This is a genomic window from Pseudomonas sp. 8Z (assembly GCF_902506535.1).
In the GTDB taxonomy this organism is placed as follows: Bacteria; Pseudomonadota; Gammaproteobacteria; order Pseudomonadales; family Pseudomonadaceae; genus Aquipseudomonas.
Genome location: NZ_LR733827.1, coordinates 1,955,184 through 1,976,526 on the forward strand (window position 1 = coordinate 1,955,184; position 21,343 = coordinate 1,976,526).

At 62.6% G+C, this 21,343-nt stretch carries 21 protein-coding genes; 10 read left to right on the top strand and 11 right to left on the bottom strand.

Going from position 1 to position 21,343, the window contains the following annotated elements:
- Positions 1-12: 12 nt before the first annotated feature.
- The 3 genes from rsmB to def are packed head-to-tail and all read right to left on the bottom strand — an operon-like array spanning position 13 to position 2,829.
- Positions 13-1,326: a 16S rRNA (cytosine(967)-C(5))-methyltransferase RsmB gene (gene rsmB / locus AERO9A_RS22005; protein ID WP_159974011.1), complete on the bottom strand. Its 1,314-nt coding sequence runs from the start codon at positions 1,324-1,326 to the stop codon at positions 13-15.
- Positions 1,323-2,267, bottom strand: coding sequence for a methionyl-tRNA formyltransferase (fmt, locus tag AERO9A_RS22010; protein WP_159974012.1), 945 nt, complete (start codon positions 2,265-2,267; stop codon positions 1,323-1,325). Before fmt ends, rsmB begins: the two co-directional genes overlap by 4 nt.
- A gap of 55 nt (positions 2,268-2,322) precedes the next feature.
- On the bottom strand, positions 2,323-2,829 hold the full coding sequence (gene def / locus AERO9A_RS22015; protein WP_013713230.1) for a peptide deformylase: 507 nt from the start codon (positions 2,827-2,829) through the stop codon (positions 2,323-2,325).
- 152 nt (positions 2,830-2,981) lie between these two features.
- On the opposite strand from def, the gene AERO9A_RS22020 reads away from it, so the two are divergent.
- From AERO9A_RS22020 to AERO9A_RS22030, 3 genes are all read left to right on the top strand, one after another.
- A complete protein-coding gene (locus tag AERO9A_RS22020; protein WP_159974013.1) occupies positions 2,982-4,019 on the top strand; it encodes a LysM peptidoglycan-binding domain-containing protein in 1,038 nt (345 codons plus the stop codon).
- Between the two features lie 83 nt (positions 4,020-4,102).
- A complete protein-coding gene (dprA, locus tag AERO9A_RS22025) occupies positions 4,103-5,206 on the top strand; it encodes a DNA-processing protein DprA (RefSeq protein ID WP_159974014.1) in 1,104 nt (367 codons plus the stop codon).
- A 67-nt stretch (positions 5,207-5,273) separates the two neighbouring features.
- The gene (locus tag AERO9A_RS22030; protein WP_159974015.1) at positions 5,274-5,831 is read left to right on the top strand and encodes an L-threonylcarbamoyladenylate synthase; all 558 of its coding nucleotides are present in this window, start codon (positions 5,274-5,276) and stop codon (positions 5,829-5,831) included.
- A gap of 57 nt (positions 5,832-5,888) precedes the next feature.
- Here the strand turns inward: AERO9A_RS22030 and AERO9A_RS22035 are convergent, their stop codons facing one another.
- The gene (locus tag AERO9A_RS22035) at positions 5,889-6,866 is read right to left on the bottom strand and encodes an NADPH:quinone reductase (RefSeq protein WP_159974016.1); all 978 of its coding nucleotides are present in this window, start codon (positions 6,864-6,866) and stop codon (positions 5,889-5,891) included.
- A 146-nt stretch (positions 6,867-7,012) separates the two neighbouring features.
- Between AERO9A_RS22035 and hemF the strand changes: the two genes are divergently transcribed.
- The 4 genes from hemF to AERO9A_RS22055 all read left to right on the top strand — a co-directional run bounded on the left by hemF (position 7,013) and on the right by AERO9A_RS22055 (position 10,804).
- On the top strand, positions 7,013-7,930 hold the full coding sequence (gene hemF, locus AERO9A_RS22040; protein WP_159974017.1) for an oxygen-dependent coproporphyrinogen oxidase: 918 nt from the start codon (positions 7,013-7,015) through the stop codon (positions 7,928-7,930).
- 52 nt (positions 7,931-7,982) lie between these two features.
- Positions 7,983-8,804, top strand: a complete 822-nt coding sequence (gene aroE, locus AERO9A_RS22045; protein ID WP_159974018.1) for a shikimate dehydrogenase — start codon at positions 7,983-7,985, stop codon at positions 8,802-8,804.
- Between the two features lie 9 nt (positions 8,805-8,813).
- Positions 8,814-9,170, top strand: coding sequence for a DOPA 4,5-dioxygenase family protein (locus AERO9A_RS22050; protein ID WP_159974019.1), 357 nt, complete (start codon positions 8,814-8,816; stop codon positions 9,168-9,170).
- 215 nt (positions 9,171-9,385) lie between these two features.
- Positions 9,386-10,804 carry a DASH family cryptochrome gene (locus AERO9A_RS22055; RefSeq protein WP_159974020.1) on the top strand — a complete coding sequence of 473 codons (1,419 nt, stop codon included), beginning with the start codon at positions 9,386-9,388 and terminating at the stop codon, positions 10,802-10,804.
- On the opposite strand, the gene AERO9A_RS22060 is transcribed toward AERO9A_RS22055, so the two are convergent.
- The 5 genes from AERO9A_RS22060 to AERO9A_RS22080 all read right to left on the bottom strand — a co-directional run bounded on the left by AERO9A_RS22060 (position 10,801) and on the right by AERO9A_RS22080 (position 15,231).
- The gene (locus AERO9A_RS22060) at positions 10,801-12,609 is read right to left on the bottom strand and encodes a GGDEF domain-containing protein (RefSeq protein ID WP_159974021.1); all 1,809 of its coding nucleotides are present in this window, start codon (positions 12,607-12,609) and stop codon (positions 10,801-10,803) included. The genes AERO9A_RS22055 and AERO9A_RS22060 overlap by 4 nt on opposite strands.
- 4 nt (positions 12,610-12,613) lie before the next feature.
- On the bottom strand, positions 12,614-13,483 hold the full coding sequence (locus AERO9A_RS22065; RefSeq protein WP_159974022.1) for an endonuclease/exonuclease/phosphatase family protein: 870 nt from the start codon (positions 13,481-13,483) through the stop codon (positions 12,614-12,616).
- Between the two features lie 19 nt (positions 13,484-13,502).
- A complete protein-coding gene (locus AERO9A_RS22070) occupies positions 13,503-14,129 on the bottom strand; it encodes a thiol:disulfide interchange protein DsbA/DsbL (RefSeq protein WP_159974023.1) in 627 nt (208 codons plus the stop codon).
- 155 nt (positions 14,130-14,284) lie between these two features.
- Positions 14,285-14,890: a cytochrome c gene (locus AERO9A_RS22075; protein ID WP_159974024.1), complete on the bottom strand. Its 606-nt coding sequence runs from the start codon at positions 14,888-14,890 to the stop codon at positions 14,285-14,287.
- A gap of 50 nt (positions 14,891-14,940) precedes the next feature.
- Entirely contained in the window at positions 14,941-15,231 is a 291-nt protein-coding gene (locus AERO9A_RS22080) for a cytochrome c5 family protein (RefSeq protein ID WP_159974025.1), read from the bottom strand.
- A gap of 238 nt (positions 15,232-15,469) precedes the next feature.
- On the opposite strand from AERO9A_RS22080, the gene yihA reads away from it, so the two are divergent.
- Complete coding sequence (yihA, locus tag AERO9A_RS22085) at positions 15,470-16,117, top strand: ribosome biogenesis GTP-binding protein YihA/YsxC (protein ID WP_159974125.1); 648 nt, start codon at positions 15,470-15,472, stop codon at positions 16,115-16,117.
- 337 nt (positions 16,118-16,454) lie between these two features.
- Here the strand turns inward: yihA and polA are convergent, their stop codons facing one another.
- Complete coding sequence (gene polA / locus AERO9A_RS22090; protein ID WP_159974026.1) at positions 16,455-19,250, bottom strand: DNA polymerase I; 2,796 nt, start codon at positions 19,248-19,250, stop codon at positions 16,455-16,457.
- Between the two features lie 73 nt (positions 19,251-19,323).
- On the opposite strand from polA, the gene AERO9A_RS22095 reads away from it, so the two are divergent.
- Positions 19,324-19,608, top strand: a complete 285-nt coding sequence (locus AERO9A_RS22095; RefSeq protein ID WP_159974027.1) for a DUF2782 domain-containing protein — start codon at positions 19,324-19,326, stop codon at positions 19,606-19,608.
- A gap of 12 nt (positions 19,609-19,620) precedes the next feature.
- A complete protein-coding gene (locus tag AERO9A_RS22100) occupies positions 19,621-20,571 on the top strand; it encodes a homoserine kinase (protein WP_159974028.1) in 951 nt (316 codons plus the stop codon).
- Positions 20,572-20,633: 62 nt separating this feature from the next.
- Here the strand turns inward: AERO9A_RS22100 and AERO9A_RS22105 are convergent, their stop codons facing one another.
- On the bottom strand, positions 20,634-21,260 hold the full coding sequence (locus AERO9A_RS22105) for an SCO family protein (RefSeq protein WP_159974029.1): 627 nt from the start codon (positions 21,258-21,260) through the stop codon (positions 20,634-20,636).
- Positions 21,261-21,343 lie beyond the last annotated feature (83 nt).

The window sequence follows — 21,343 nt, forward strand, 5'->3', positions numbered from 1 at the left end:
TGATGAACTCCGTTAGCCGTGTGTTCCCACGGCGGTCTTGATCAGCTTGGCATAGTAGAAGCCGTCGTGGCCGTCCAACTGCGGCAACAACTGGCGGCCGCGTTCTGGTTGCAGGCCGAATGCGCCGGCGATGGCCACTTCCTGCGCATCCGCAGTACGGGCGAGGAAGGCGGCGATGCTCTCGCTGTTTTCCGTCGGCAGCACCGAGCAGGTGGCGTAGAGCAGGATGCCGCCGGGCGCGAGGGTCGGCCACAGGGCGTCGAGCAGTTCGCCTTGGAGCTGGGCCAGGGCGGGAATGTCCTCGGGCTGCCGGGTCAGCTTGATGTCCGGGTGACGGCGGATCACGCCGGTGGCCGAGCAAGGGGCGTCGAGCAGGATGCGCTGGAACGGCTGGCCGTCCCACCAGGCGGCGGTGTCGCGACCGTCGGCGGCGATCAGCACGGCGTCCAGATGCAGACGGTCGAGGTTTTCGCGCACGCGCGCCAGGCGCTTGGCCTCCAGATCGACGGCGACTACCTCGCCTAAGCCCGGCTCGACTTCCAGCAGGTGGCAGGTCTTGCCGCCGGGCGCGGCGCAGGCGTCCAGTACGCGTTGGCCAGGCGTCAGTTCGAGCAGGTCGGCAGCCAGTTGCGCGGCTTCATCCTGAACGCTGACGCGGCCTTCCTTGAAGCCTGGCAGGGTAGTCACGTCGCAGGGTTGCAGCAGGCGCACGCCGTCACGGCTGAAGGTGCAGGGTTCGGCTTCGATGCCAACGCTGCGCAGCTCGGCGAGGTAGTCGTCGCGGCTGCCATGGCGGCGGTTGACCCGCAGGATCAGCGGCGGATGCGCGTTGTTGGCGGCGCAGATGGCTTGCCAATGCTCGGGCCAGTGCGCCTTGAGCGCCTTCTGCAGCCAGCGCGGGTGCGCGGTGTGCAGCACCGGGTCGCGATCCAGCTCCTTGAGCAGCGCCTCATACTCGCGTTGCGCGCGGCGCAGCACGGCGTTGAGCAGGCCCTTGGCCCAGGGCTTTTTCAGCGCGCCGGCGCAACCCACCGTCTCGCCGATGGCGGCATGCTCGGGGATGCGGCTGTGCAGCAGTTGGTAGAGGCCGATCAGCAGCAGCGCTTCCACGTCCTTGTCGGCGGCCTTGAAAGGTTTCTCCAGCAGCTTGCCTGCCAGCAGTTGCAGGCGTGGCTGCCAGCGTGCGGCGCCGAAGGCCAGATCCTGCGCCAGGGCGCGGTCATGATGCTCGACCTTATCCAGTTGCGGCGGCAGGCTGCTGCCTAGCGAAGCCTTGCCGGAGAGCACGGCGGTCAGGGCGCGGGCGGCGGCCAGGCGTGGGTTCATTGGCCGAGTACCAGGCCGGGGGCGAACTGCTCGCGGCGGCTGTTATAGAGGTCGGCGAAGGCCAGCGGTTTGCCGCCGGGTAATTGCAGGCGAGTCAGGCGCAGCGCGCCTTCGCCGCAGGCTACGGTCAGGCCGTATTTGTCGGCGGCGAGAATGCTGCCTGGGGTGCCTTTGCCCTCCCCGATTTCGGCGGCATGCACTTTCAGCGCAGCGCCGCTGAGTGTGCTGTGGCAGATCGGCCAGGGGTGGAAGGCGCGGATCAGGCGCTCCAGTTCCGCGGCTGGGCGGCTGAAGTCCAGAAGCGCTTCTTCCTTGTTCAGCTTGTGCGCGTAGTTGGCCAGCGCATCGTCCTGTACTTCGCCTTTCAGCGTACCCGCGGCCAGGCCGTCGATGGTCTGCAGCACGGCCTGCGGGCCAAGCTGGGCGAGGCGGTCGTGCAGGCTGCCGCCGGTGTCGCTGGCGCTGATCGGGGTGGTCACCTTGAGCAGCATCGGTCCGGTATCGAGACCGGCTTCCATCTGCATCACGGTGACGCCACTCTCGGCATCGCCAGCCTGCACTGCACGCTGGATCGGCGCCGCGCCACGCCAGCGCGGCAGCAAGGAGGCGTGGCTGTTGATGCAGCCCAGGCGCGGGGTGTCGAGCACCACCTGCGGCAGGATCAGGCCATAAGCGACCACCACCATCAGATCCGGCTGCAGTGCGGCCAGCTCGGCCTGCGCTTCTTCCTTGCGCAGGCTGGCCGGTTGGTAGACCGGGATGCCGTGCGCGGTGGCGAGCTGCTTGACCGGGCTGGGCGCAAGCTTCTGGCCGCGACCTGCCGGGCGATCCGGCTGGGTGTAGACGGCGATGATCTCGTGCTGGCTGGCCAGCAGGGCCTTGAGGTGCTCGGCGGCGAATTCCGGGGTGCCGGCAAAGACGATACGCAATGAATCAGGCATGGGGGCTCGCTAAAAAGAAAAAAGGCTTGCCGTAGCAAGCCTTCTGGCATCGGGTTCAAGCGCGTTGGCGATGCTGTTTTTCCAGCTTCTTCTTGATGCGGTCGCGTTTGAGGTTGGATAGATAGTCAACGAACAGCTTGCCGTTGAGGTGATCGCACTCGTGCTGGATGCACACGGCGAGCAGGCCTTCGGCGATCAGCTCATAGGGCTGACCATCGCGATCCAGTGCCTTGATCTTGACCTTCTGCGGGCGGTCGACGTTCTCGTAGAAGCCGGGCACCGACAGACAGCCTTCCTGGTACTGATCCATCTCGTCGGTCAACGACTCGAACTCAGGGTTGATAAACACCCGCGGTTCGGATTTGTCCTCGGACAGATCCATGACCACCACACGTTTGTGTACGTTGACCTGCGTTGCGGCCAGACCAATACCGGGTGCGTCATACATGGTCTCGAACATATCGTCGACCAGTTGACGGATGGAGTCGTCCACGACGTCCACCGGTTTGGCGATGGTACGCAGGCGTGGATCAGGAAATTCGAGGATATTCAGGATCGCCATATGCGTTTGTGATGCACTTGTAGAATAAAGTCAAAATCCGCTGCTAAGATGATGAACAGCATTGAAAAACGGCTTCACGCCGCGGATTCAGCGGGTTTGGACGCGGCGCTAGGGCGCTTCACGTGAAGGCACATAATAAAGGGATTCACCGTATGAGGAAATCACTACTCGCCCTGCTTCTGGCAGCAGGCGGATTGGCCCTGGCCGGTTTGGCTCAGGCCGCAGTGCAACTCAAGGACGGTCACCCGGACCGCTACACCGTGGTCAAGGGCGATACGCTCTGGGATATTTCCGGAAAATTCCTCAGCCAGCCGTGGAAGTGGCCGGAAATCTGGCACGCCAACCCGCAGGTGGCCAACCCGCATCTGATCTACCCTGGCGATACCCTCAACCTCGTTTATATCGATGGCCAGCCGCGTCTGCTGCTCAATCGTGGCGAGTCGCGCGGCACCATCAAGCTGTCGCCGCAGGTACGCACCACGCCCATGGCCGAGGCTATCCCGACCATTCCGCTACAGGCGATCAACAGCTTCCTGCTGAGCAACCGCATCATCAACTCGCCGGAAGAGTACAACGACAAGCCCTACATCATCGCGGGCAATGCCGAACGCGTGGTCAGTGGTGCCGGTGATCGCATTTATGCGCGCGGCCAGTTCGACGAACAGCGCCCGGTCTATGGCATCTTCCGCCAGGGCAAGACCTACACGGACCCGCAAACCAAGGAGTTTCTCGGCATCAACGCCGATGACATCGGTACCGGTGAGATTGTCGCCGAAGAAGGTGATGTCGGCACGTTGTTGCTGAGCCGTTCAACGCAGGAGGTGCGCCTGGGGGATCGTCTGTTCCCCACCGAGGAGCGCGCGATCAACTCCACCTTCATGCCTAGCGAACCAACCAGCGAGATCAATGGTTTGATCCTCGATGTGCCGCGTGGCGTGACGCAGATTGGTCAGTTCGATGTGGTGACCGTGAACAAGGGCGCCCGCGACGGTCTGGAGATCGGCAATGTGCTGGCGGTGTACAAGACTGGCGAGACCGTGCGTGATCGCGTGACCGGTGAGAGCGTGAAGATCCCGGATGAGCGTGCCGGCCTCATGATGATCTTCCGCACCTACGACAAGCTCAGCTACGGCTTGGTGCTGCAAGCCAGTCGGCAGCTTGCGGTGATGGACAAGATCCGCAACCCGTAATACCCAACGAGCCCCGCCCAGTGCGGGGCTCGTGCTTTCCGGTCGCCAGGATGGCGGCAGCACTTAATCAGGGACGAATCGCCATGCCTGCATCCACCTCGCTTTCCCCCGCTGAACTCGAAGCCCGCCTGCGCTTGCACCTGCTGCCTGAGCTGGGGCCGCGGCGTTTTCGCAAGTTGCTCAGTGCCTTTGCTAGCGCCTCGGCGGCTCTTAGTGCGCCGGCCAGTGCCTGGCGCGCGCTGGGCTTGCCCGCCGCCTGTGCCGAGGCGCGGCGCAGTGCGCCGATTCGCGAGCGGGCCGCTGCCGCGTTGGCTTGGCTCGAACAGCCGGATCAGCACCTGCTGATGTGGGACGACGCTCACTACCCTGCGCTGTTGGCTGAGTTGAGCGACGCGCCCCCGTTGCTATTTGTCGCCGGAGACCCGCAACTGCTGGAGGTACCGCAGTTGGCCATGGTCGGCAGTCGTCGAGCGTCCGCGCCAGGCCTGGATAACGCTCATGCGTTCGCCCGCAGCCTGGCGGCTGGAGGTTTCGTCATCACCAGCGGCCTTGCGCTGGGTATCGATGGCGCAGCACATCAGGGGGCGCTGGATGGTGGTGGTAAGACCGTGGCGGTGCTGGGCACCGGCTTGCAGTGCATCTATCCGGCGCGGCACAAACGGCTGGCGGTGCAGATTGTCGAGCAAGGTGGCGCGTTGGTTTCCGAACTGCCGTTGGACTGTACGCCGCAGTCGAGCAACTTTCCCCGGCGTAATCGCATCATCAGTGGATTGTCGCTCGGCGTGCTGGTGGTCGAGGCCAGCCCGTCCAGCGGTTCGCTGATCACCGCGCGGCTGGCGGCTGAGCAAGGCCGCGAGGTCTACGCCATTCCCGGTTCGATCCACCATCCCGGTGCGCGCGGCTGTCACCAGTTGATTCGTGATGGCGCCACGCTGGTGGAGAGCGTCGAGCATATCCTTGAGGCATTACGTGGCTGGCAGGTGCCGACGGAGGGCGTCACTAAGGCCGCTCCTTGTGCTGTGGAGCATCCCCTGCTGGCGCTACTGCATGCCGCGCCGCACAGCAGCGAGGCTCTGGTGCAGGCCAGCGGTTGGCCTTTGGCTGAGGTGCTGGCGGCGTTGACCGAGCTGGAACTCGATGGGGTGGTGTGTTGCGAGGCGGGTCGTTGGCTGGCGCGTAGCCGTTGACGCGTGCCATGGCGGGCCGCTGCCGCCTTGGATAGACTGCCGCCCATTCGTTTTCAGGAGAGTCCCGATGACCAGCCACTGGCAGATCCAGCAAGCGGCACGCGTGGTACAGGCTGGCGGCGTGATCGCTTACCCCACCGAGGCCGTCTGGGGCCTGGGTTGTGATCCGTGGGACGAGCTGGCGGTTGATCGGCTGCTGGCGCTGAAGAATCGGCCCATGCACAAGGGGTTGATTCTGGTGGCCGACGACATCGAGCAGTTCGACTTTCTGCTCGATGATCTGCCCGACATCTGGCAGGAGCGCCTGGCCGACAGTTGGCCGGGGCCCAATACCTGGCTGGTGCCGCATCAGGGGCGCTTGCCCGAGTGGGTGACCGGCGAGCACGACAGCGTGGCGCTGCGCGTCAGCGATCATCCACTGGTACGGGCGCTTTGTCGTCTTACCGGGCCGCTGATTTCCACCTCGGCTAATCCGGCAGGCCGCCCTGCTGCGCGTTCGCGTCTGCGGGTCGAGCAGTATTTCCCCGGCGAGCTGGACAAGGTGCTCGGCGGCGCGCTGGGCGGACGCAAGAATCCCAGCCTGATCCGCGATCTGCGTACGGGTGATGTGATTCGGCCGTCCTGACAGGCCAATGCTCGCGGCTAAAGCCTCTTGTGGGAGGGGGCTTTAGCCGCGACTGTTTTACGGCAGCAAGATGGTCGAACCTGTGGTCTGCCGCGAACTCAGCGCATCCTGCGCGGCGGCGGCATCTTTGAGCGCGTAACGGTTGCTGATCTCCACCTGCAGCTTGCCGCTGGCAATCATGCCGAACAGCTCGTCAGCCATGGCCTGCAAGCGCTGTGCGCTGGTGGCGTAACCGGCCAGGGTCGGGCGAGTGACGTACAACGAGCCCTTTTGCGCCAGGATACCCAGGTTGACCCCCGTGACTGCGCCCGAGGCGTTGCCGAAGCTGACCAGCAGGCCGCGCGGCGCAACGCAGTCCAGCGAGGTTTCCCAGGTGTCCTTGCCGACGCCGTCGTAGACCACCGGGCACTTGGCGCCGTCGGTCAGTTCCAGCACGCGCTGCACGACATTCTCATGGCTGTAATCGATGGTCGCCCAGGCGCCCTGCTCTTTCGCTCGTGCGGCCTTTTCCGCCGAGCTGACGGTACCGATCAGCTTCACGCCCAGCGCCCTGGCCCACTGGCAGGCGAACGAGCCGACACCGCCAGCCGCCGCGTGGAACAGGATGGTCTCGCCGCCTTTGAGCTCATAGGTCTGGCGCAGCAGGTACTGCACGGTCAGGCCCTTGAGCATGACGGCGGCAGCCTGTTCGAAGCTGATACTGTCCGGCAGTTTCACCAGCTTGTCGGCGGGCAGCACATGCAACTCGCTGTAGGCGCCGAGCGGGCCGGTGGCGTAGGCCACGCGGTCGCCGATGGCGAAGTCTTCGACCTCGCTACCGATGGCCTCAACCAGGCCTGCAGCCTCGGTGCCCAAGCTCGATGGCAGTGCCGGTGGCTGGTACAGGCCGCTGCGGAAATAGGTGTCGATGAAGTTCAGACCGATGGCCCGGTTGGCCACTCGCACCTCGCGCGGGCCGGGTGCTACCGGTTGATAGTCACTGTACTGCAGTACATCGCTGCCGCCGTGCTGGCTGAACTGAATACGCTTGGCCATCTCCAATTCCTTGTCTGCTTGCGCCGCCGGATCGCGGCGAAAGGGTCTATCCAATCCTCTCGATTGATCGACGTCAACTGCGGATCAGCGGCGCTGGATGCTATGCTGCCCGCCGATTTTGACCTGCTCCCGCTCAAGGTGCCGCCGTGACTGACCGTACCGAGGCCGTGAAGGCCTATTTGCTCGACCTACAAGACCGTATCTGTTCTGTCCTGCAAGCCGAAGATGGCCAGGCCGTGTTCGCCGAGGATTCCTGGCAGCGCCCGGCGGGTGGCGGCGGGCGTACGCGGGTCATCGAGAATGGCGCGCTGATCGAAAAGGGCGGGGTGAACTTCTCTCACGTTTTCGGTGACAGCCTGCCGCCGTCGGCCAGTGCTCATCGCCCAGAACTGGCAGGGCGTGGCTTCCAGGCGCTCGGCGTGTCGCTGGTGATCCACCCGGAAAACCCGCATGTGCCGACCTCGCACGCCAACGTGCGTTTCTTCAGCGCCGAAAAGCTTGGCGAAGAGCCAGTGTGGTGGTTCGGTGGCGGGTTCGATCTGACCCCCTACTACGCCCATGAAGAAGATTGCGTGCACTGGCATCAGGTGGCGCATGACGCCTGCGCGCCGTTCGGCGCCGAGGTGTATCCGAAGTTCAAGGCCTGGTGCGACCGCTACTTCCACCTCAAGCATCGAGGTGAGCCGCGGGGTATCGGCGGGCTGTTCTTCGATGATCTCAACGAATGGGATTTCGATACCAGCTTCGCTTTCATGCGCGCCATTGGTGACGCCTACATCCAGGCTTACCTGCCCATCGTCCAGCGCCGCAAGGCGATGCCGTTTGGCGAGCGCGAGCGTGAGTTCCAGGCCTTCCGTCGTGGTCGCTACGTCGAGTTCAACCTGGTGTTCGACCGTGGCACCCTGTTCGGCCTGCAGTCGGGTGGGCGTACCGAGTCGATCCTCATGTCGCTGCCGCCACACGTGCGCTGGGGCTACGACTGGAAGCCCGAGCCGGGCAGCGAGGAAGCGCGCCTGACCGAGTATTTTCTGACTGATCGTGATTGGCTGCAAAAGCAGCCGTAAGCGCCAAGCTGCAAGGCACAAGTTTGCCGCTTCGTGTAACTCAAGGAATCCCATGGATCGCTATTGCGTCTTCGGCAACCCCATTGGCCACAGCAAATCGCCGCTGATCCACCGCTTGTTCGCCGAACAGACCGGCCAGGTGCTGACCTACGAGGCGCGTTTGGCGCCGCTGGATGACTTTACCAGCAATGCCCGCGCCTTCTTTGCCGAAGGCCTCGGTGGCAATGTCACCGTGCCGTTCAAGGAGGATGCGTTTCGCCTGGCCGATGAGCTGACCGAGCGTGCACGTCGCGCCGGTGCGGTGAATACCCTGAAGAAACTCGAAGACGGTCGCCTGCTGGGTGACAACACCGATGGCGCCGGGCTGACGCGTGACCTGCAGGATAACGCCGGTTTCAGCCTGACCGGCAAGCGCATCCTGATTCTTGGCGCCGGTGGTGCCGTGCGTGGCGTGCTCGAGCCTTTTCTGGCGCAGCGCCCGGCAGCCCTGGTGGTGGCCAATCGCACGCGCTGCAAGGCCGAGAAGCTGGCGATCGAGTTCTCTGATCTTGGCTCGTTGCAGGCGGCGGGGTTTGACTGGATCGACGCGCCGCTCGACCTGATCATCAATGGCACTTCCGCCAGCCTTGGCGGCGACTTGCCACCCATCGCGCCAAGTCTGATCCGCCCTGGCCACACGGTCTGCTACGACATGATGTATGCCAAGGAGCCAACGGCCTTCAATCGTTGGGCCGCCGAGCACGGCGCGGCGCGTTGCCTCGATGGTTTGGGCATGCTGGTGGAACAGGCGGCTGAGGCGTTCGAGCTGTGGCGCGGTGTGCGCCCCGAGACCGCGTCGGTGCTCGCCGAGCTGCGTCGTCAATTGGCGGGCTGAGGCACCAGCATGAACGATGCAGCGCACCCGAGAATCAAGGGCTACCACGCCCACGTCTATTACGACGCTGCTACGCTGCAGCAGGCACGTGCTCTGTGCGAAGCGGCGGCGCAGCGCTTCACGCTAAAAATGGGGCGCCTGCATCAGCAACTCGTCGGGCCACACCCTTGCTGGAGCTGCCAGCTCGCCTTTCGTCCCGAGCTGTTCGCTGATCTGCTGCCCTGGTTGATGCAGCACCGCGAGGGGCTCGACGTACTGGTGCATCCCATTACCGGCTTCGAGCTGCGTGATCATCGTGACTGGGCCATGTGGCTTGGACGCTCGCATCCGTTGGATCTCAGCGTGCTGGATGCCGACGAGTCCTAACAGGCCGTTGAAAACTACCTGCATGGCCATTGCTGGACATGGCTGCGGCATTGTGTCGCCTGTTGCCCTGCGTCATCATACTTGCCTTTTGGTCGTGCCCTTGGCGCAGCCGTAATCACAGGAAAGCATTGCAGGCTGGTTGAACGAGTTGCCTGCGATCGTGCATCCGACTAGCAGTCGGATCTACCAGGGGCTCGTCCCGGAGGGCGTGAAGCATGCAGACTTCGCTGCTGTGGTTCAAACAGGATCTTCGTCTCGATGACAACCCGGCCTTACAGGCTGGGCTCAAGAGCGAGTGCCTGCTGCCCCTGTATGTGCTCGACCCCCGGACCTTACAGGTTGGGCCTCTAGGGCCCCGGCGGCAGGGCGTTCATCGTACGCGCCTGCTGTTGGAAAGCCTTACGGCGCTCGATGGCGCTTTGCGTCAGCGTGGTTCGCGTTTGCTGGTTGTGCTGGGCGAGCCAGAGCGGGTGATTGTGCAACTGGTCGAGCGTCTGGGCGTGCAGCAAGTGCTGACCCAGGCGGAGATCGCCCCCGAGGAACTGGCTCTGCAGGCCCGCGTGCGCGCCGCACTGGGGGCGGTCGTGCTGCGCGAATTTTCTGGCAATGGCCTGTTGCGTGAAGCAGAGCTGCCCTGCCCGCCTGAGGAACTGCCGCAAGTCTTCACGCGCTTTCGTGAACTCTGCGAACAGCGCCTGCTGATATTCCAGCCGCCTCCCGCTCCAGCCGCTCTACCGCCACTGCCCGAAGCCGCGCTCGACCTGCTGCAGCCCTTGCCGAGTCTGTCCCAGCTTGGCCTTGGCGAACCGCTCAATGTTGCCGCCAGTGCTTTTCCTTTCTCCGGTGGCGAGGCTGCGGCGTTGGCGCGTCTGCGTGATTATCTGTGGAACAGCCAGGGCGTGCGGCAGTACAAGGACACGCGCGACGGTCTGCTTGGTACGGAGTACTCATCCAAGTTCTCTCCCTGGTTGGCCAATGGTTCTCTCTCGGCGCGGCGCGTGATGGCGGAGCTGCGCCGCCATGAGGCTCAGTACGGACGTAACGACTCGACTCAGTGGCTATGGGTTGAACTGCTTTGGCGCGACTTCTTCCGCTGGACACTGGTGCGCCATGGCAGTGCTTTGTTCAAGGCCGGCGGTTTGAAGGCCACGGCGCGAGCACCGCGTCACCTCGATGTGCGTTTCGAGCGCTGGTGCGCGGGGCGCACCGGCATGCCGTTCATCGATGCCAATATGCGCGAGCTGGCCGCTACGGGTTTTATCTCCAATCGTGGGCGGCAGGTGGTTGCCAGCTATCTGGTGCATGACCTGCAACAGGACTGGCGCCATGGTGCTGCCTGGTTCGAGGAGCACCTGCTCGACTACGACCCGGCCAGCAACTGGGGTAACTGGGCCTACCTTGCCGGTGTGGGCAGCGATCCGCGGCAGAATCGTGTGTTCAACGTGCTGCGCCAGGCCCGTCAGTACGACCCCGATGCCAGCTATGTGAGCCTGTGGATGCCGGAATTGCATACGGTGCCGGTGCATTTGCGGCATACGCCGTTCCTGCTGCCAGCGCTGCAATTGGAGGCCATGCGTTACCCGCGTCTGGAGCAGATGCCGGAGACTTGGCGGCCCTACCTACCAGCCGCTTAGCCCAACTCGATGCGATTGCGGCCCTCGCCCTTGGCGCGGTAGAGCGCCTGGTCGGCGCGCTCGAATACGCTATCGCTGCTCTCGTCGGCGCGAAACTCGGTGAGGCCGGCTGAGCAGGTGATCGTCAGCGGTTCGCCCTTGAAATGGAACGGGCAGGCCGCGACGGCGGCGCGCAGGGTTTGTAGCAACTGCTGGCCGCCCTCCAGGGGGGTGGCGGGAATCAGCAGGACGAATTCCTCGCCGCCAAAGCGGGCCATGAAGTCGGTCTTGCGCAGGCGCTTCTGCAGTTCACCGGCGATGATCTTCAGCACGCGGTCGCCGGCCAGGTGGCCGTAGTTGTCGTTGACGCGCTTGAAGTGATCGATGTCCAGCACCGCCAGCAGCAGCTCGCCGCCGTAGCGTTGGCGCCGCGCCACTTCCAGTTCCAGACGCTCGCTCCAGGCTGCGCGATTGGGCAGGCCGGTCAGCGGGTCAAGTAGCGATTTCTGCCGTTGCTCCTCGATATGATCGCGGAACTGCTGGGCTTCCTGCTCCATCTCCGCCACGCGCTGGACCAGGCTCTGCAGGCGGCCAGCCACAGCCTCCTCCTGCTCATTGCGCTGCTGCTGATGCGTGGCGACTGTTTGCAGAAGAGCGTCCAGGCGTTGCTCCAGAGCGTTTTTGAGCGAGTCCAGATCGACTGCTTCCTGCACGCTGGTTTGCAGCTCGTTGACTTGCTCGCGCAGCTCCTGATCGAAGCTGCGGGCCTGTTCGAGCGAGCCGTTGTAGCCCTCGTGTGCCTCGTTGAGGGTGCCGATGAAGGTGGCTAGCCGCTCATTGAGCTGCTTGAGATAAACAGCAAACTCACGTTGGCTGTTACCGCTGACGGCGAGCACCAGTACCGACAGATCATCAAGCACGGGCACCAATTCGTACCAGTTCAGTGGCCCTTGCAGGCGCTCCAGAAGCGCCTCGCCCTGTGGTTGATGACGCGGTGGCAGCTCCAGCTCGGCGATGAGTTTGCGCAGGCTTTCGGCGATATGCGGCGCAACTGAACTGTAGCCGGGCTCGTTGCTTGGCAGGGCGAATTTGGCATCGCCCTGCGGCATCTCGATGGGGATTGGGTTGGTGCTCAGGGGCGTGAGTTCGGGCGCGCTCGGTTTATCCTCGCGAACCGGCTCGGGCTCAGGCGTAGCGTTGCTGGCAACAGGTGATGTGCTTTCATGTGCTGGTGCTGGTGCTGGTGCTGGTGCTGGTGCTGGTGCTGGTGCGCTGTCCTCATCGGGTGTTTCGGCGGGCGTATCACCACGTTTGCCGAACAGGCGCTGCAGCAGGCCAGGCTGGTCTGGCTGGCCGTCACGCAGTTGTTCCAGTGTCTGCTTCTGCAATTGGCTGAGTTGATTCAGCAGCGCAGGCAGCTTGTAGCTGTGGCTGGTAGCGTCTGCCATCTGTCGGTTGAGCGACTTCAGTGCCTTGCTTACCTCGCGCGGGGGATCGAGTTTCTGTAACTGGTCGATCAGTTGTTGCAGGGCGTTGAGTGCTTCAGTGGAGCGCTGCTGGCGGTGTTTCTCGGATTCCAGCACGGCCTTTTCCAGGCGCGGTATGAGGTTGCCGAGCGGTGCATCCATATCGTCGCGGCGCAGGATCTCGCGCATTTCCTTCATGCACCGATCCACGGCTTTGTCGGTGCCCTCCGCTGCCAGGCTGCTGCGTACCAAGCCGCGACGTAGCAAGTCGAGGCGTGCGTCCCAGCGCTTTTCGAGCCTTTCTTGTTGTTCGAGGCTGCTTAGGTACTTGTCTTTCCAGCGTTGCGTGTCGTCACTCATGAACTCAGTCCTGCGGGGATGCTGCCAGCCTTTGGCCATTACTCTGAGAGTTTGGCAGGCGAATTTCCACTGCCACGGGTAAGTGGTCGGAAATTGGTTGTGCGAGGACATCGACGCGCCCCAGTTCCAGTGTCGGACTGAGCAGGATGTGATCGAGGCAGCGCTGTGGCCGCCAGCTAGGAAAGGTCGCCTGAGCCTGCGGTGCGAGCAGCTCAAGATCGCGCAGTGGGGAGTTTTCCAATAGATCCAGGGCGTGGGTGTTCATATCACCCATCAGCACCAGGTGGCGGTAGTCGCCGACGCGTTCACGGATGTAGGCGAGCTGGCGTGTGCGTGTTTTCGCACCGAGCGCCAGGTGCATCATCACCACCAACAAGGCTTGTTCGCCCTCGCCCAATTGCAGGAAGATCGCGCCGCGCCCCGGCGGGCCCGGCAGCGGGTGGTCTTGCAGTGCGTGTGGGCGCAAGCGGCTGAGCAGGCCGTTGCTGTGCTGGGCGAAACGCCCGAGATTGCGGTTGAGCTGCTGATACCAGTATGGAAATGCGCCCTGCTGGGCCAGGTACTCGACTTGATTGACGTAGCCTGAGCGGAGGCTGCCGCCATCTACTTCCTGCAGGGCGACAAGGTCGAAATTGGCAAGCAGATTGCCAATACGCTGCAGGTTGTCGGCGCGTCCTGCGTGGGGCAGCAGGTGCTGCCAACTGCGTGTCAGGTAGTGGTGATAGCGCTGAGTATTGATGCCGACCTGGACGTTGAAACTGAGTAAGCGCAACAGGCCGTCGGCTGGCCAATCACGCTCGTGTGACGTGCACTGCGGGTTGACCTGTGGGTTACACAGGCCAACCGCGCGAGTTTTTCGCCAGCGGCGCAGCATCACGAGCGCCTACGGCCGATCAGAGCGCCTCGCGCTCCTTGGCGATCAGGTAGTCGGCTACTTCCAGCGCTTGCTGCGGGCCACCGGACGAGCCGATGTCGAAGCGGTACTTGCCGTCCACGATCATCACCGGTACGCCGCTGATCTGGTAGGCCATGGCGAGCTTCTTGGCTTTTTCCATTTGGCCTTTGACGGCGAAGGAGTTGAAGGTTTTGAGGAACGCTTCGCGATCCACGCCCTGAGTGGCGACGAAATCGGCGAATTCCTCGGCTGTACCCAGCTTCTTCTTCTCTTGGTGAATGGCGTTGAACACGGCGTCATGCACCTTGTGCTCGACCTGCATCATGTCCAGGGTGATGAACGCCTGGCCATGGACGTTCCAGATGCCACCGAACAGCGCGGGGATACGGATGAAGTTGACGTCATCCGGCAATTGCTTGATCCAGGGATTAAGCGTCGACTCGAACTGATAACAGTGTGGGCAGCCATACCAGAACAGCTCGACCACTTCGATCTTGCCCGGTTTGGACACCGGAACGGGGCTGTTGAGTTCGACATACTGCTGGCCTGCGACTGGCTCGGCATGGGCAGTGAGGCCGAACAGGCTGCTGATCGCCAGAGCGGCGCCGAAAATCAGGTTACGCATGAAGTACTCCTTGGCTGGATATGCAATCGCCCTGATGGCGATTCGAAACTATGACTGACTGGCATTGGGCCGGTTCCGCCCATTGTAGCCATGACAGGTATGAAAAAGGGTGGCCTTAGCCACCCTTTGTCTTGCCATGTGTAACGGCTGTCTATTCAGTGCAGGCCCTGAATGTAGCTGGAAACAGCTTCGATATCCTTGTTGCTCAGCTTGGCGGCGATGGAGCGCATGATCATCGCGTCGCCGTCATTGGTGCGGTTGCCTTCGCGGAAGTCGGTCAGTTGCTTGGCTACATACTGGGCATGCTGGCCGCCCAAATGGGGATAGCCGGCAGCGGCAATACCTGCGCCATTAGGCGAGTGGCAGCCGGTGCAGGCTGGCATGCCTTCTTCCAGTTTGCCGCCGCGGAACAGCGCTTCACCGCGCTCGACCAGCTTGGGATCGGCGGCGCCGACACTCATCTTCTGGCTGGCGAAATAAGCGGCGATATCCGCCATATCTTGATCGCTAAGGTTGCTCAGCAGGCCGGTCATTTCCACGACCTGACGCTCACCAGATTTGATGTCGTGCAGTTGCTTGAGCAGGTAGCGTTCGCCTTGCCCGGCCAGTTTGGGGAAGTTGGGTGCGGGGCTGTTGCCATCGACACCATGACAGGCGCCACAGACAGCGACCTTACCTTGGCCGGCTTGAGCATCACCGGCAGCCTGTGCCAATCCATTCAGGCACAGGGTCAACAGCAGACTCACGAATACTTTGTTCATCAGCTAATCCAATTACGGCTAGAGAGATAGGGGTTATCGGCTGGGGTTACTCATTCGCTCATCAATTTGATGACCGCCTGGTAATCCTCTGCCGTGCAGTCCATGCATAGCCCGCGGGGCGGCATGGCATTCAAACCGTTGGTGACATTCAGCACCAGCGTGTCCATGCCTTTGGCCAGGCGAGGTTCCCATGCAGCTTTGTCACCTTTCTTCGGTGCCATGGGAAGCTGGCCGTTGTGGCAGACGCCACAGGCGCGGTCGAATACCGCTTGCGGATCTTGCGCGGCATGGCCGTTCAAGGACAGCAAAGTAACGGCGGCCGCGAGCAGCATTTTCTTCATCAGATCGACCTCATCAGGGTGGGAACATCCAGCCTCTATCGGGCAGTATGATGTGATTGTTCCCGGCGTTACGGTTCCTGCGGGTGGGACAAAGCGCACACAAAATCTGCGGCATTATATACTGGCCACTGTGAAACGGAAACGACGCCACCTGCCGCCCGCCCTAGCGCGCAGTAGGTGTGCGCAAATGTCGCAAGCCCCGAACCGTGCTGGATTCGGGCGTCCACCGGATATCCCAATGCTCTCGAAGAACCCCATCATCGGCCTGTGTCAGCAGGCTAGCTTCCTCATCAGTGCCGCCAAGGTCGATCAATGTCCCGATGACACTGGCCTGGAGGTAGCGTTTGCCGGGCGCTCCAACGCCGGCAAGTCGAGCGCGCTCAACACCCTCACCCACGCCAGCCTGGCGCGCACCTCGAAAACGCCAGGGCGTACTCAACTGCTCAACTTCTTCCGCTTGGATGACGAGCGCCGTCTGGTCGACCTGCCAGGCTACGGTTACGCCAAGGTGCCAATCCCGCTCAAGCAGCACTGGCAGAAGCACTTGGAGGCCTATTTGGGCTGCCGCGAGAGTCTGTGCGGCTTGGTGCTGATGATGGACATTCGCCATCCGCTGACCGAGTTCGACTGCATGATGCTCGACTGGTCGAAAGCCAGCGGTATGCCGCTGCATATTCTGCTGACCAAGGCCGACAAACTGGCTTTTGGTGCGGCGAAGAATGCGCTGCTCAAGGTACGTCAGGAGATTGGCAAGCAGTGGGGCGATGGCATCAGCATCCAGCTATTCTCAGCCCCCAAACGTATGGGCATCGAAGAGGCGCAGACGGTGCTGGCTGGCTGGCTGGATCTGTTGCCGGAAGAAGACGAAGAAGCCCCAGAGGAATGAGTCGCAGGGTTCCGGCCTGCACCCTCTCCCGCAAGCGGTAGAGGGTCATCAGAATGCCGCAAGCGGCAGTTTTTTTGGGCAAAAAAAACCCCGAGCTTCATATGGGGAGGGAGAAGTTCGGGGTTCAAGGTCTGAACCGCTAGGGCGGGGTTCAGATGTCTGCCAACACTTAACACAACAAAGGAGCATTGAAGGGCTTAACGGCCATTCATGAGTTCTGACCGGGGCGCTTCGCGGAAAGTTCAGGTTTTTTTAAAACCATTTGCCATAACCGCAGGCCTTCACTGCTCTTAAACCCATAAGCTAGAGCTGCCGTGGCCTAGCGCCGCGGAAAAGGTCAGTGCGCTTCATCCCAGTTGTTGCCAACGCCGACTTCCACCAGTAGTGGCACTTCTAGGTCAGCGGCGCCGCTCATGAGACTCTTGAGTTGGGCGCTGACCTCGTCGATCAGTTCCTCACGCACTTCCAGTACCAGTTCGTCGTGTACCTGCATGATGATGCGTGCATCCACGCCACTGTCTTGCAACCAGCCGTCCACTTTGATCATGGCGCGTTTGATGATGTCCGCTGCAGTGCCCTGCATCGGCGCGTTGATCGCCGCACGCTCGGCGCCCTTGCGCATGGCCTGGTTCTGCGCGTGGATTTCTGGCAGGTACAGGCGACGACCGTAGACTGTTTCCACATAGCCCTGCTCGGCGGCCTGGGCGCGAGTGCTTTCCATGTAGCTCAGTACGCCCGGATAGCGGGCGAAGTAACGGTCGATATAGGCCTGCGCCTCCTTGCGTTCGACGTCGATCTGCTTGGCCAGGCCGAAGGCGCTCATGCCGTAGATCAGACCGAAGTTGATCGCCTTGGCCTTGCGCCGTTGATCGCTGGTTACGTCCTCAAGCGCCACACCAAAGACTTCGGCGGCCGTGGCCTTGTGCACATCCAGGTCATGGCGAAAGGCGTCCAGCAGGCCTTCGTCCTTGGCCAGGTGGGCCATGATGCGCAGTTCGATCTGCGAGTAGTCCGCCGCCATCAACTTGTAGCCCTTGGGCGCGATGAAAGCTTGGCGGATGCGCCGACCTTCGGCGGTACGGATGGGGATGTTTTGCAGGTTCGGATCACTGGAGGACAAGCGCCCGGTGGCCGCCACCGCCTGATGGTAGCTGGTGTGAATGCGCCCAGTGCGTGGGTTGATCTGCTCTGGCAGCCGGTCGGTGTAGGTGCTCTTGAGCTTGCTCAAGCTGCGGTACTGCATCAGCACCTTGGGCAGCTCGAAGTCCTGTTCGGCCAGTTCTGCCAGTACCGCCTCGGCGGTGGAAGGCTGGCCTTTGGCGGTCTTGCTGATCACCGGGTAGCCGAGTTTTTCGTAGAGGATCACACCCAGTTGCTTGGGCGAGGCCAGATTAAATTCCTCACCGGCGATGTCGAACGCCTTGCGCTCCAGCTCCACCAGCTTGTCGCCCAGCTCGACGCTCTGCTCGCCGAGCAGTTTGGCGTCGACCAACGCGCCATTGCGCTCGATGCGCGCCAGTACCGGCACCAATGGGATCTCGATGTCGCGCAGCACCTGGGCCAGGGACGGCACGGCTTCGAGGCGGCGCCACAGTTCCTGATGCAGGCGCAGGGTCACGTCGGCGTCTTCGGCAGCATAAGGCCCGGCCTGTTCCAGAGGAATCTGGTCGAAGGTCAGTTGCTTGGCGCCCTTGCCTGCGATGTCCTCGAAGCGGATGGTGCTGTGGTTCAGGTACTTGAGCGCCAGGCTGTCCATGTCGTGGCGGGTGGCGGTGGAGTCCAGCACGTAGGATTCGAGCATGGTGTCGAAAGCCACGCCCTGCACGGCAATCGGCGTGCTGGCATTGGCCAGGACGTTGATGTCGTACTTGGCATGCTGACCCACCTTGGCCTTGGCCGGATCTTCGAGGATCGGCTTGAGCGCCTTGAGCACCGCATCGCGGTCGAGCTGCTGTGGCACGCCCATGTAGGAATGCGCCAACGGGATATAGGCCGCTTCGCCAGCCTTGACCGCGAAGGACAGGCCGACCAGTTGCGCTTGCTGCGCGTCGATGCTGGTGGTCTCGCTGTCGAAGGCAATCAGCTCGGCCTGCTCCAGCTTTTTCAGCCAGGCATCGAACTGCGCCTGTTCCAGTATCAACGGGTAATCGCCCGTACTGGCTGGCGCTGGCTCGGCGTTTTCCTCAACGGTTTCACCCGTCGGTTCGGCGAACAGGTCGCCCGCCGGTGCGGCAGCCTTGGCGGCCAGCGTCTTGTTCTGCCGCAGCAGATCGTCCAGCCAGTTCTTGAATTCCAGCTCGCCGTACAGCTCGACCAGCGCAGCCAGGTCCGGCTCGCCCGGATGCAGCGAGTCGATGGTGATATTCAGCGGCACGTCGGTCTTGATGGTCGCCAACTGATAGGACAGGTAGGCCATCTCGCGGTGTTCTTCGAGCTTGGCCGGTAGGCCCTTGGCGCCGCGAATCGGCAGCGCGGGCACCTTGTCGAGGTTGGCGTAGATCACGTCGAGGCCGCCACCGACACCGACCAGCAGGCCGAGGGCGGTTTTTTCACCCACGCCGGGCACGCCGGGAATGTTGTCGACCTTATCGCCCATCAGCGCCAGGTAGTCGATGATCAGCTCAGGGCCGACACCGAATTTCTCTTTCACGCCATCGGCATCGTAGACGCTTCCGGTCATGGTGTTGACCAGCGTAACGTGCGGGCAGACCAACTGTGCCATGTCCTTGTCGCCGGTGGAGATCACTACGTCGCGCTTTTCTCCGGCGGCCTGGCGCGCCAGGGTGCCGATCACGTCGTCGGCTTCGACGCCTTCGACGCACAGCAGCGGCAGGCCGAGGGCGCGCACGCTGGCATGCAGCGGTTCGACCTGCACGCGCAGCTCGTCCGGCATGGACGGCCGGTTGGCCTTGTACTCGGCGAACAGCTCATCGCGGAAGGTGCCGCCCTTGGCGTCGAAGACCACGGCAAAGGGGCTTTGGGGGTACTGCTTGCGCAGGCTCTTGAGCATGTTCAGCACACCCTTGACCGCGCCGGTGGGCATGCCCTTGGAGGTGGTCAGTGGTGGCAGGGCGTGGAAGGCGCGGTACAGATACGAGGAACCGTCGACCAGTACGAGGGGGGCTTGGCTCATGCGCGGGATCAACCTTTTCGGCGGGTGCAGCGGTAGAATGGCTGCATCATTGAATACAAGGAGCAAGGTTACCATGGGTACAGTCAAACGCCTTTTGCTGGTCGGCCTGCTGGCCTGCGCGCCCCTTGCCGCTCACGCCGAGGATCCGGTGTCCGCCGACCCCGATGTGACCATCCGCCAGGACGGCGATCGCACTATTCAGGAATACCGGGTCAATGGCTTTCTCTACGCCATAAAGGTCATTCCGAAGAACGGCAAACCCTACTTTCTCGTTCGCGCCGATGGCAGCGACGGTAACTTCATTCGCTCGGACGACCCGGACATGCTGATTCCGTCCTGGGAAATCTTTAGCTGGTAACAAGGCAACGAAATGTCGGTATTCACCCCCCTGGAGCGTCACGAACTCGAAGTCTTCCTGGCGCCCTATGGGCTTGGTCGGCTCAAGAGCTTTCAAGGCATCGCCGCTGGTAGCGAGAACAGTAACTTCTTCGTCAGCCTGGAGCAGGGCGAATTCGTCCTGACCCTGGTTGAGCGCGGCCCGGTTGCCGATCTGCCGTTTTTCATCGAACTGCTCGATGTGCTGCACGAGGCCGGTTTGCCGGTGCCTTACGCATTGCGCACGCAGGACGGCGAAGCGTTGCGCAGCCTGGCCGAGAAACCGGCGCTGCTGCAGCCACGTCTGGCTGGCAAGCACCTGCATGAGCCCAATGTCCATCACTGCCAGGAGGTGGGTCGCCTGCTCGGCAACATTCACCTGGCGACACGCGAGCGTCCCATTGAGCGCCGCAGTGACCGGGGGCTGGACTGGATGCTGCGTGAAGGGGTGGCTCAGGTTGGCAGGTTGCCGGAGGCCGCGCAGGCGCTGCTGGGCGATGCGCTGAACGAGATCGAGGCGCTCAAGCCGCGTCTGCTCGCCCTGCCCCGCGCCAACCTGCATGCCGATCTGTTTCGCGATAACGCCCTGTTCGACGGTAACCACCTGGCTGGGGTTATCGACTTCTACAACGCCTGCTCGGGGCCGATGCTTTACGACCTGGCGATCACCCTCAATGACTGGTGCTCGCACGAAGACGGCAGCCTCGATGCGGCGCGTGCTCGCGCGCTACTCGGCGCCTATGCGGCGCTGCGGCCCTTCACGGCCGCCGAGGCGCAGTTGTGGCCGAGCATGCTGCGCGTGGCCTGCGTGCGTTTCTGGCTGTCGCGCCTGATCGCCGCTGAGTCCTTCGCTGGTCAGGATGTGCTGATTCATGATCCGGCGGAGTTCGAGCGCCGTCTGGCGCAGCGTCAGCAGGTCGAGCTGGCGTTGCCGTTCGTGCTGTAGAGCGCAGCAGGCTCACTCAGCGGTGGATGAACGCGTTTCATCCACCTGGCGTTGACCTGGTGTTAGTTGCCGCTGATCAGCTCCGGCAACTGCTTGGCCAGCTTGGCAATGTTGACCGGCGCTCGAATAAAACCACGCTGGGTGCCGTCCGGGCCAATGATCACCAGATTGCCGCTGTGATCGACGGTGTAGTTTTCCTTGCTGGTGTCGGCGGGAATGTAGGGAATGCTCACCGCGTTGGCCAGTTTTTGCAGGTTGGCTTCTTCGCCGGTCAGGCCTTGAAAGCTGGGGTCGAAGTAGCCCAGGTATTTTTTCAGTTGCTCGGGGGTATCGCGGTGCGGGTCGACGCTGACCAGCACGATACGCAAGCGCTCACGGGTCGCCTCGGGCAGTTGCCCCTGTAGCTGGCGCAGTTGGGCGAGGGTCGCCGGGCAGATGTCCGGGCAGAAGGTGTAGCCGAAGAACAGCAGCGTCCAGTCATCCTTGAATGCATTCACCGGCGTCGTCTGGCCGTCCTGATTGGTCATGCTCAGTGCCGGCAGTGTGCGTGGCTGTGGCAGCAGGACGATGCCGGCATCAAGCAGTGCGGCCGGGTTGCTCCGGCTGCTGAGCACCTGGTTGACGGCCAGGCCCAGTGCCAGGGCAACGGCGGCGACGAGTACGAAAACAATGGTGTGGGTGCGGGTCATAAGGGCCTTCACAGATTTAGCAGCAGGGCAGTGGGCAGCCGGAAAAGGTACCAGAGCCGTGCTTGAAGGTGTCGATTGGCGCA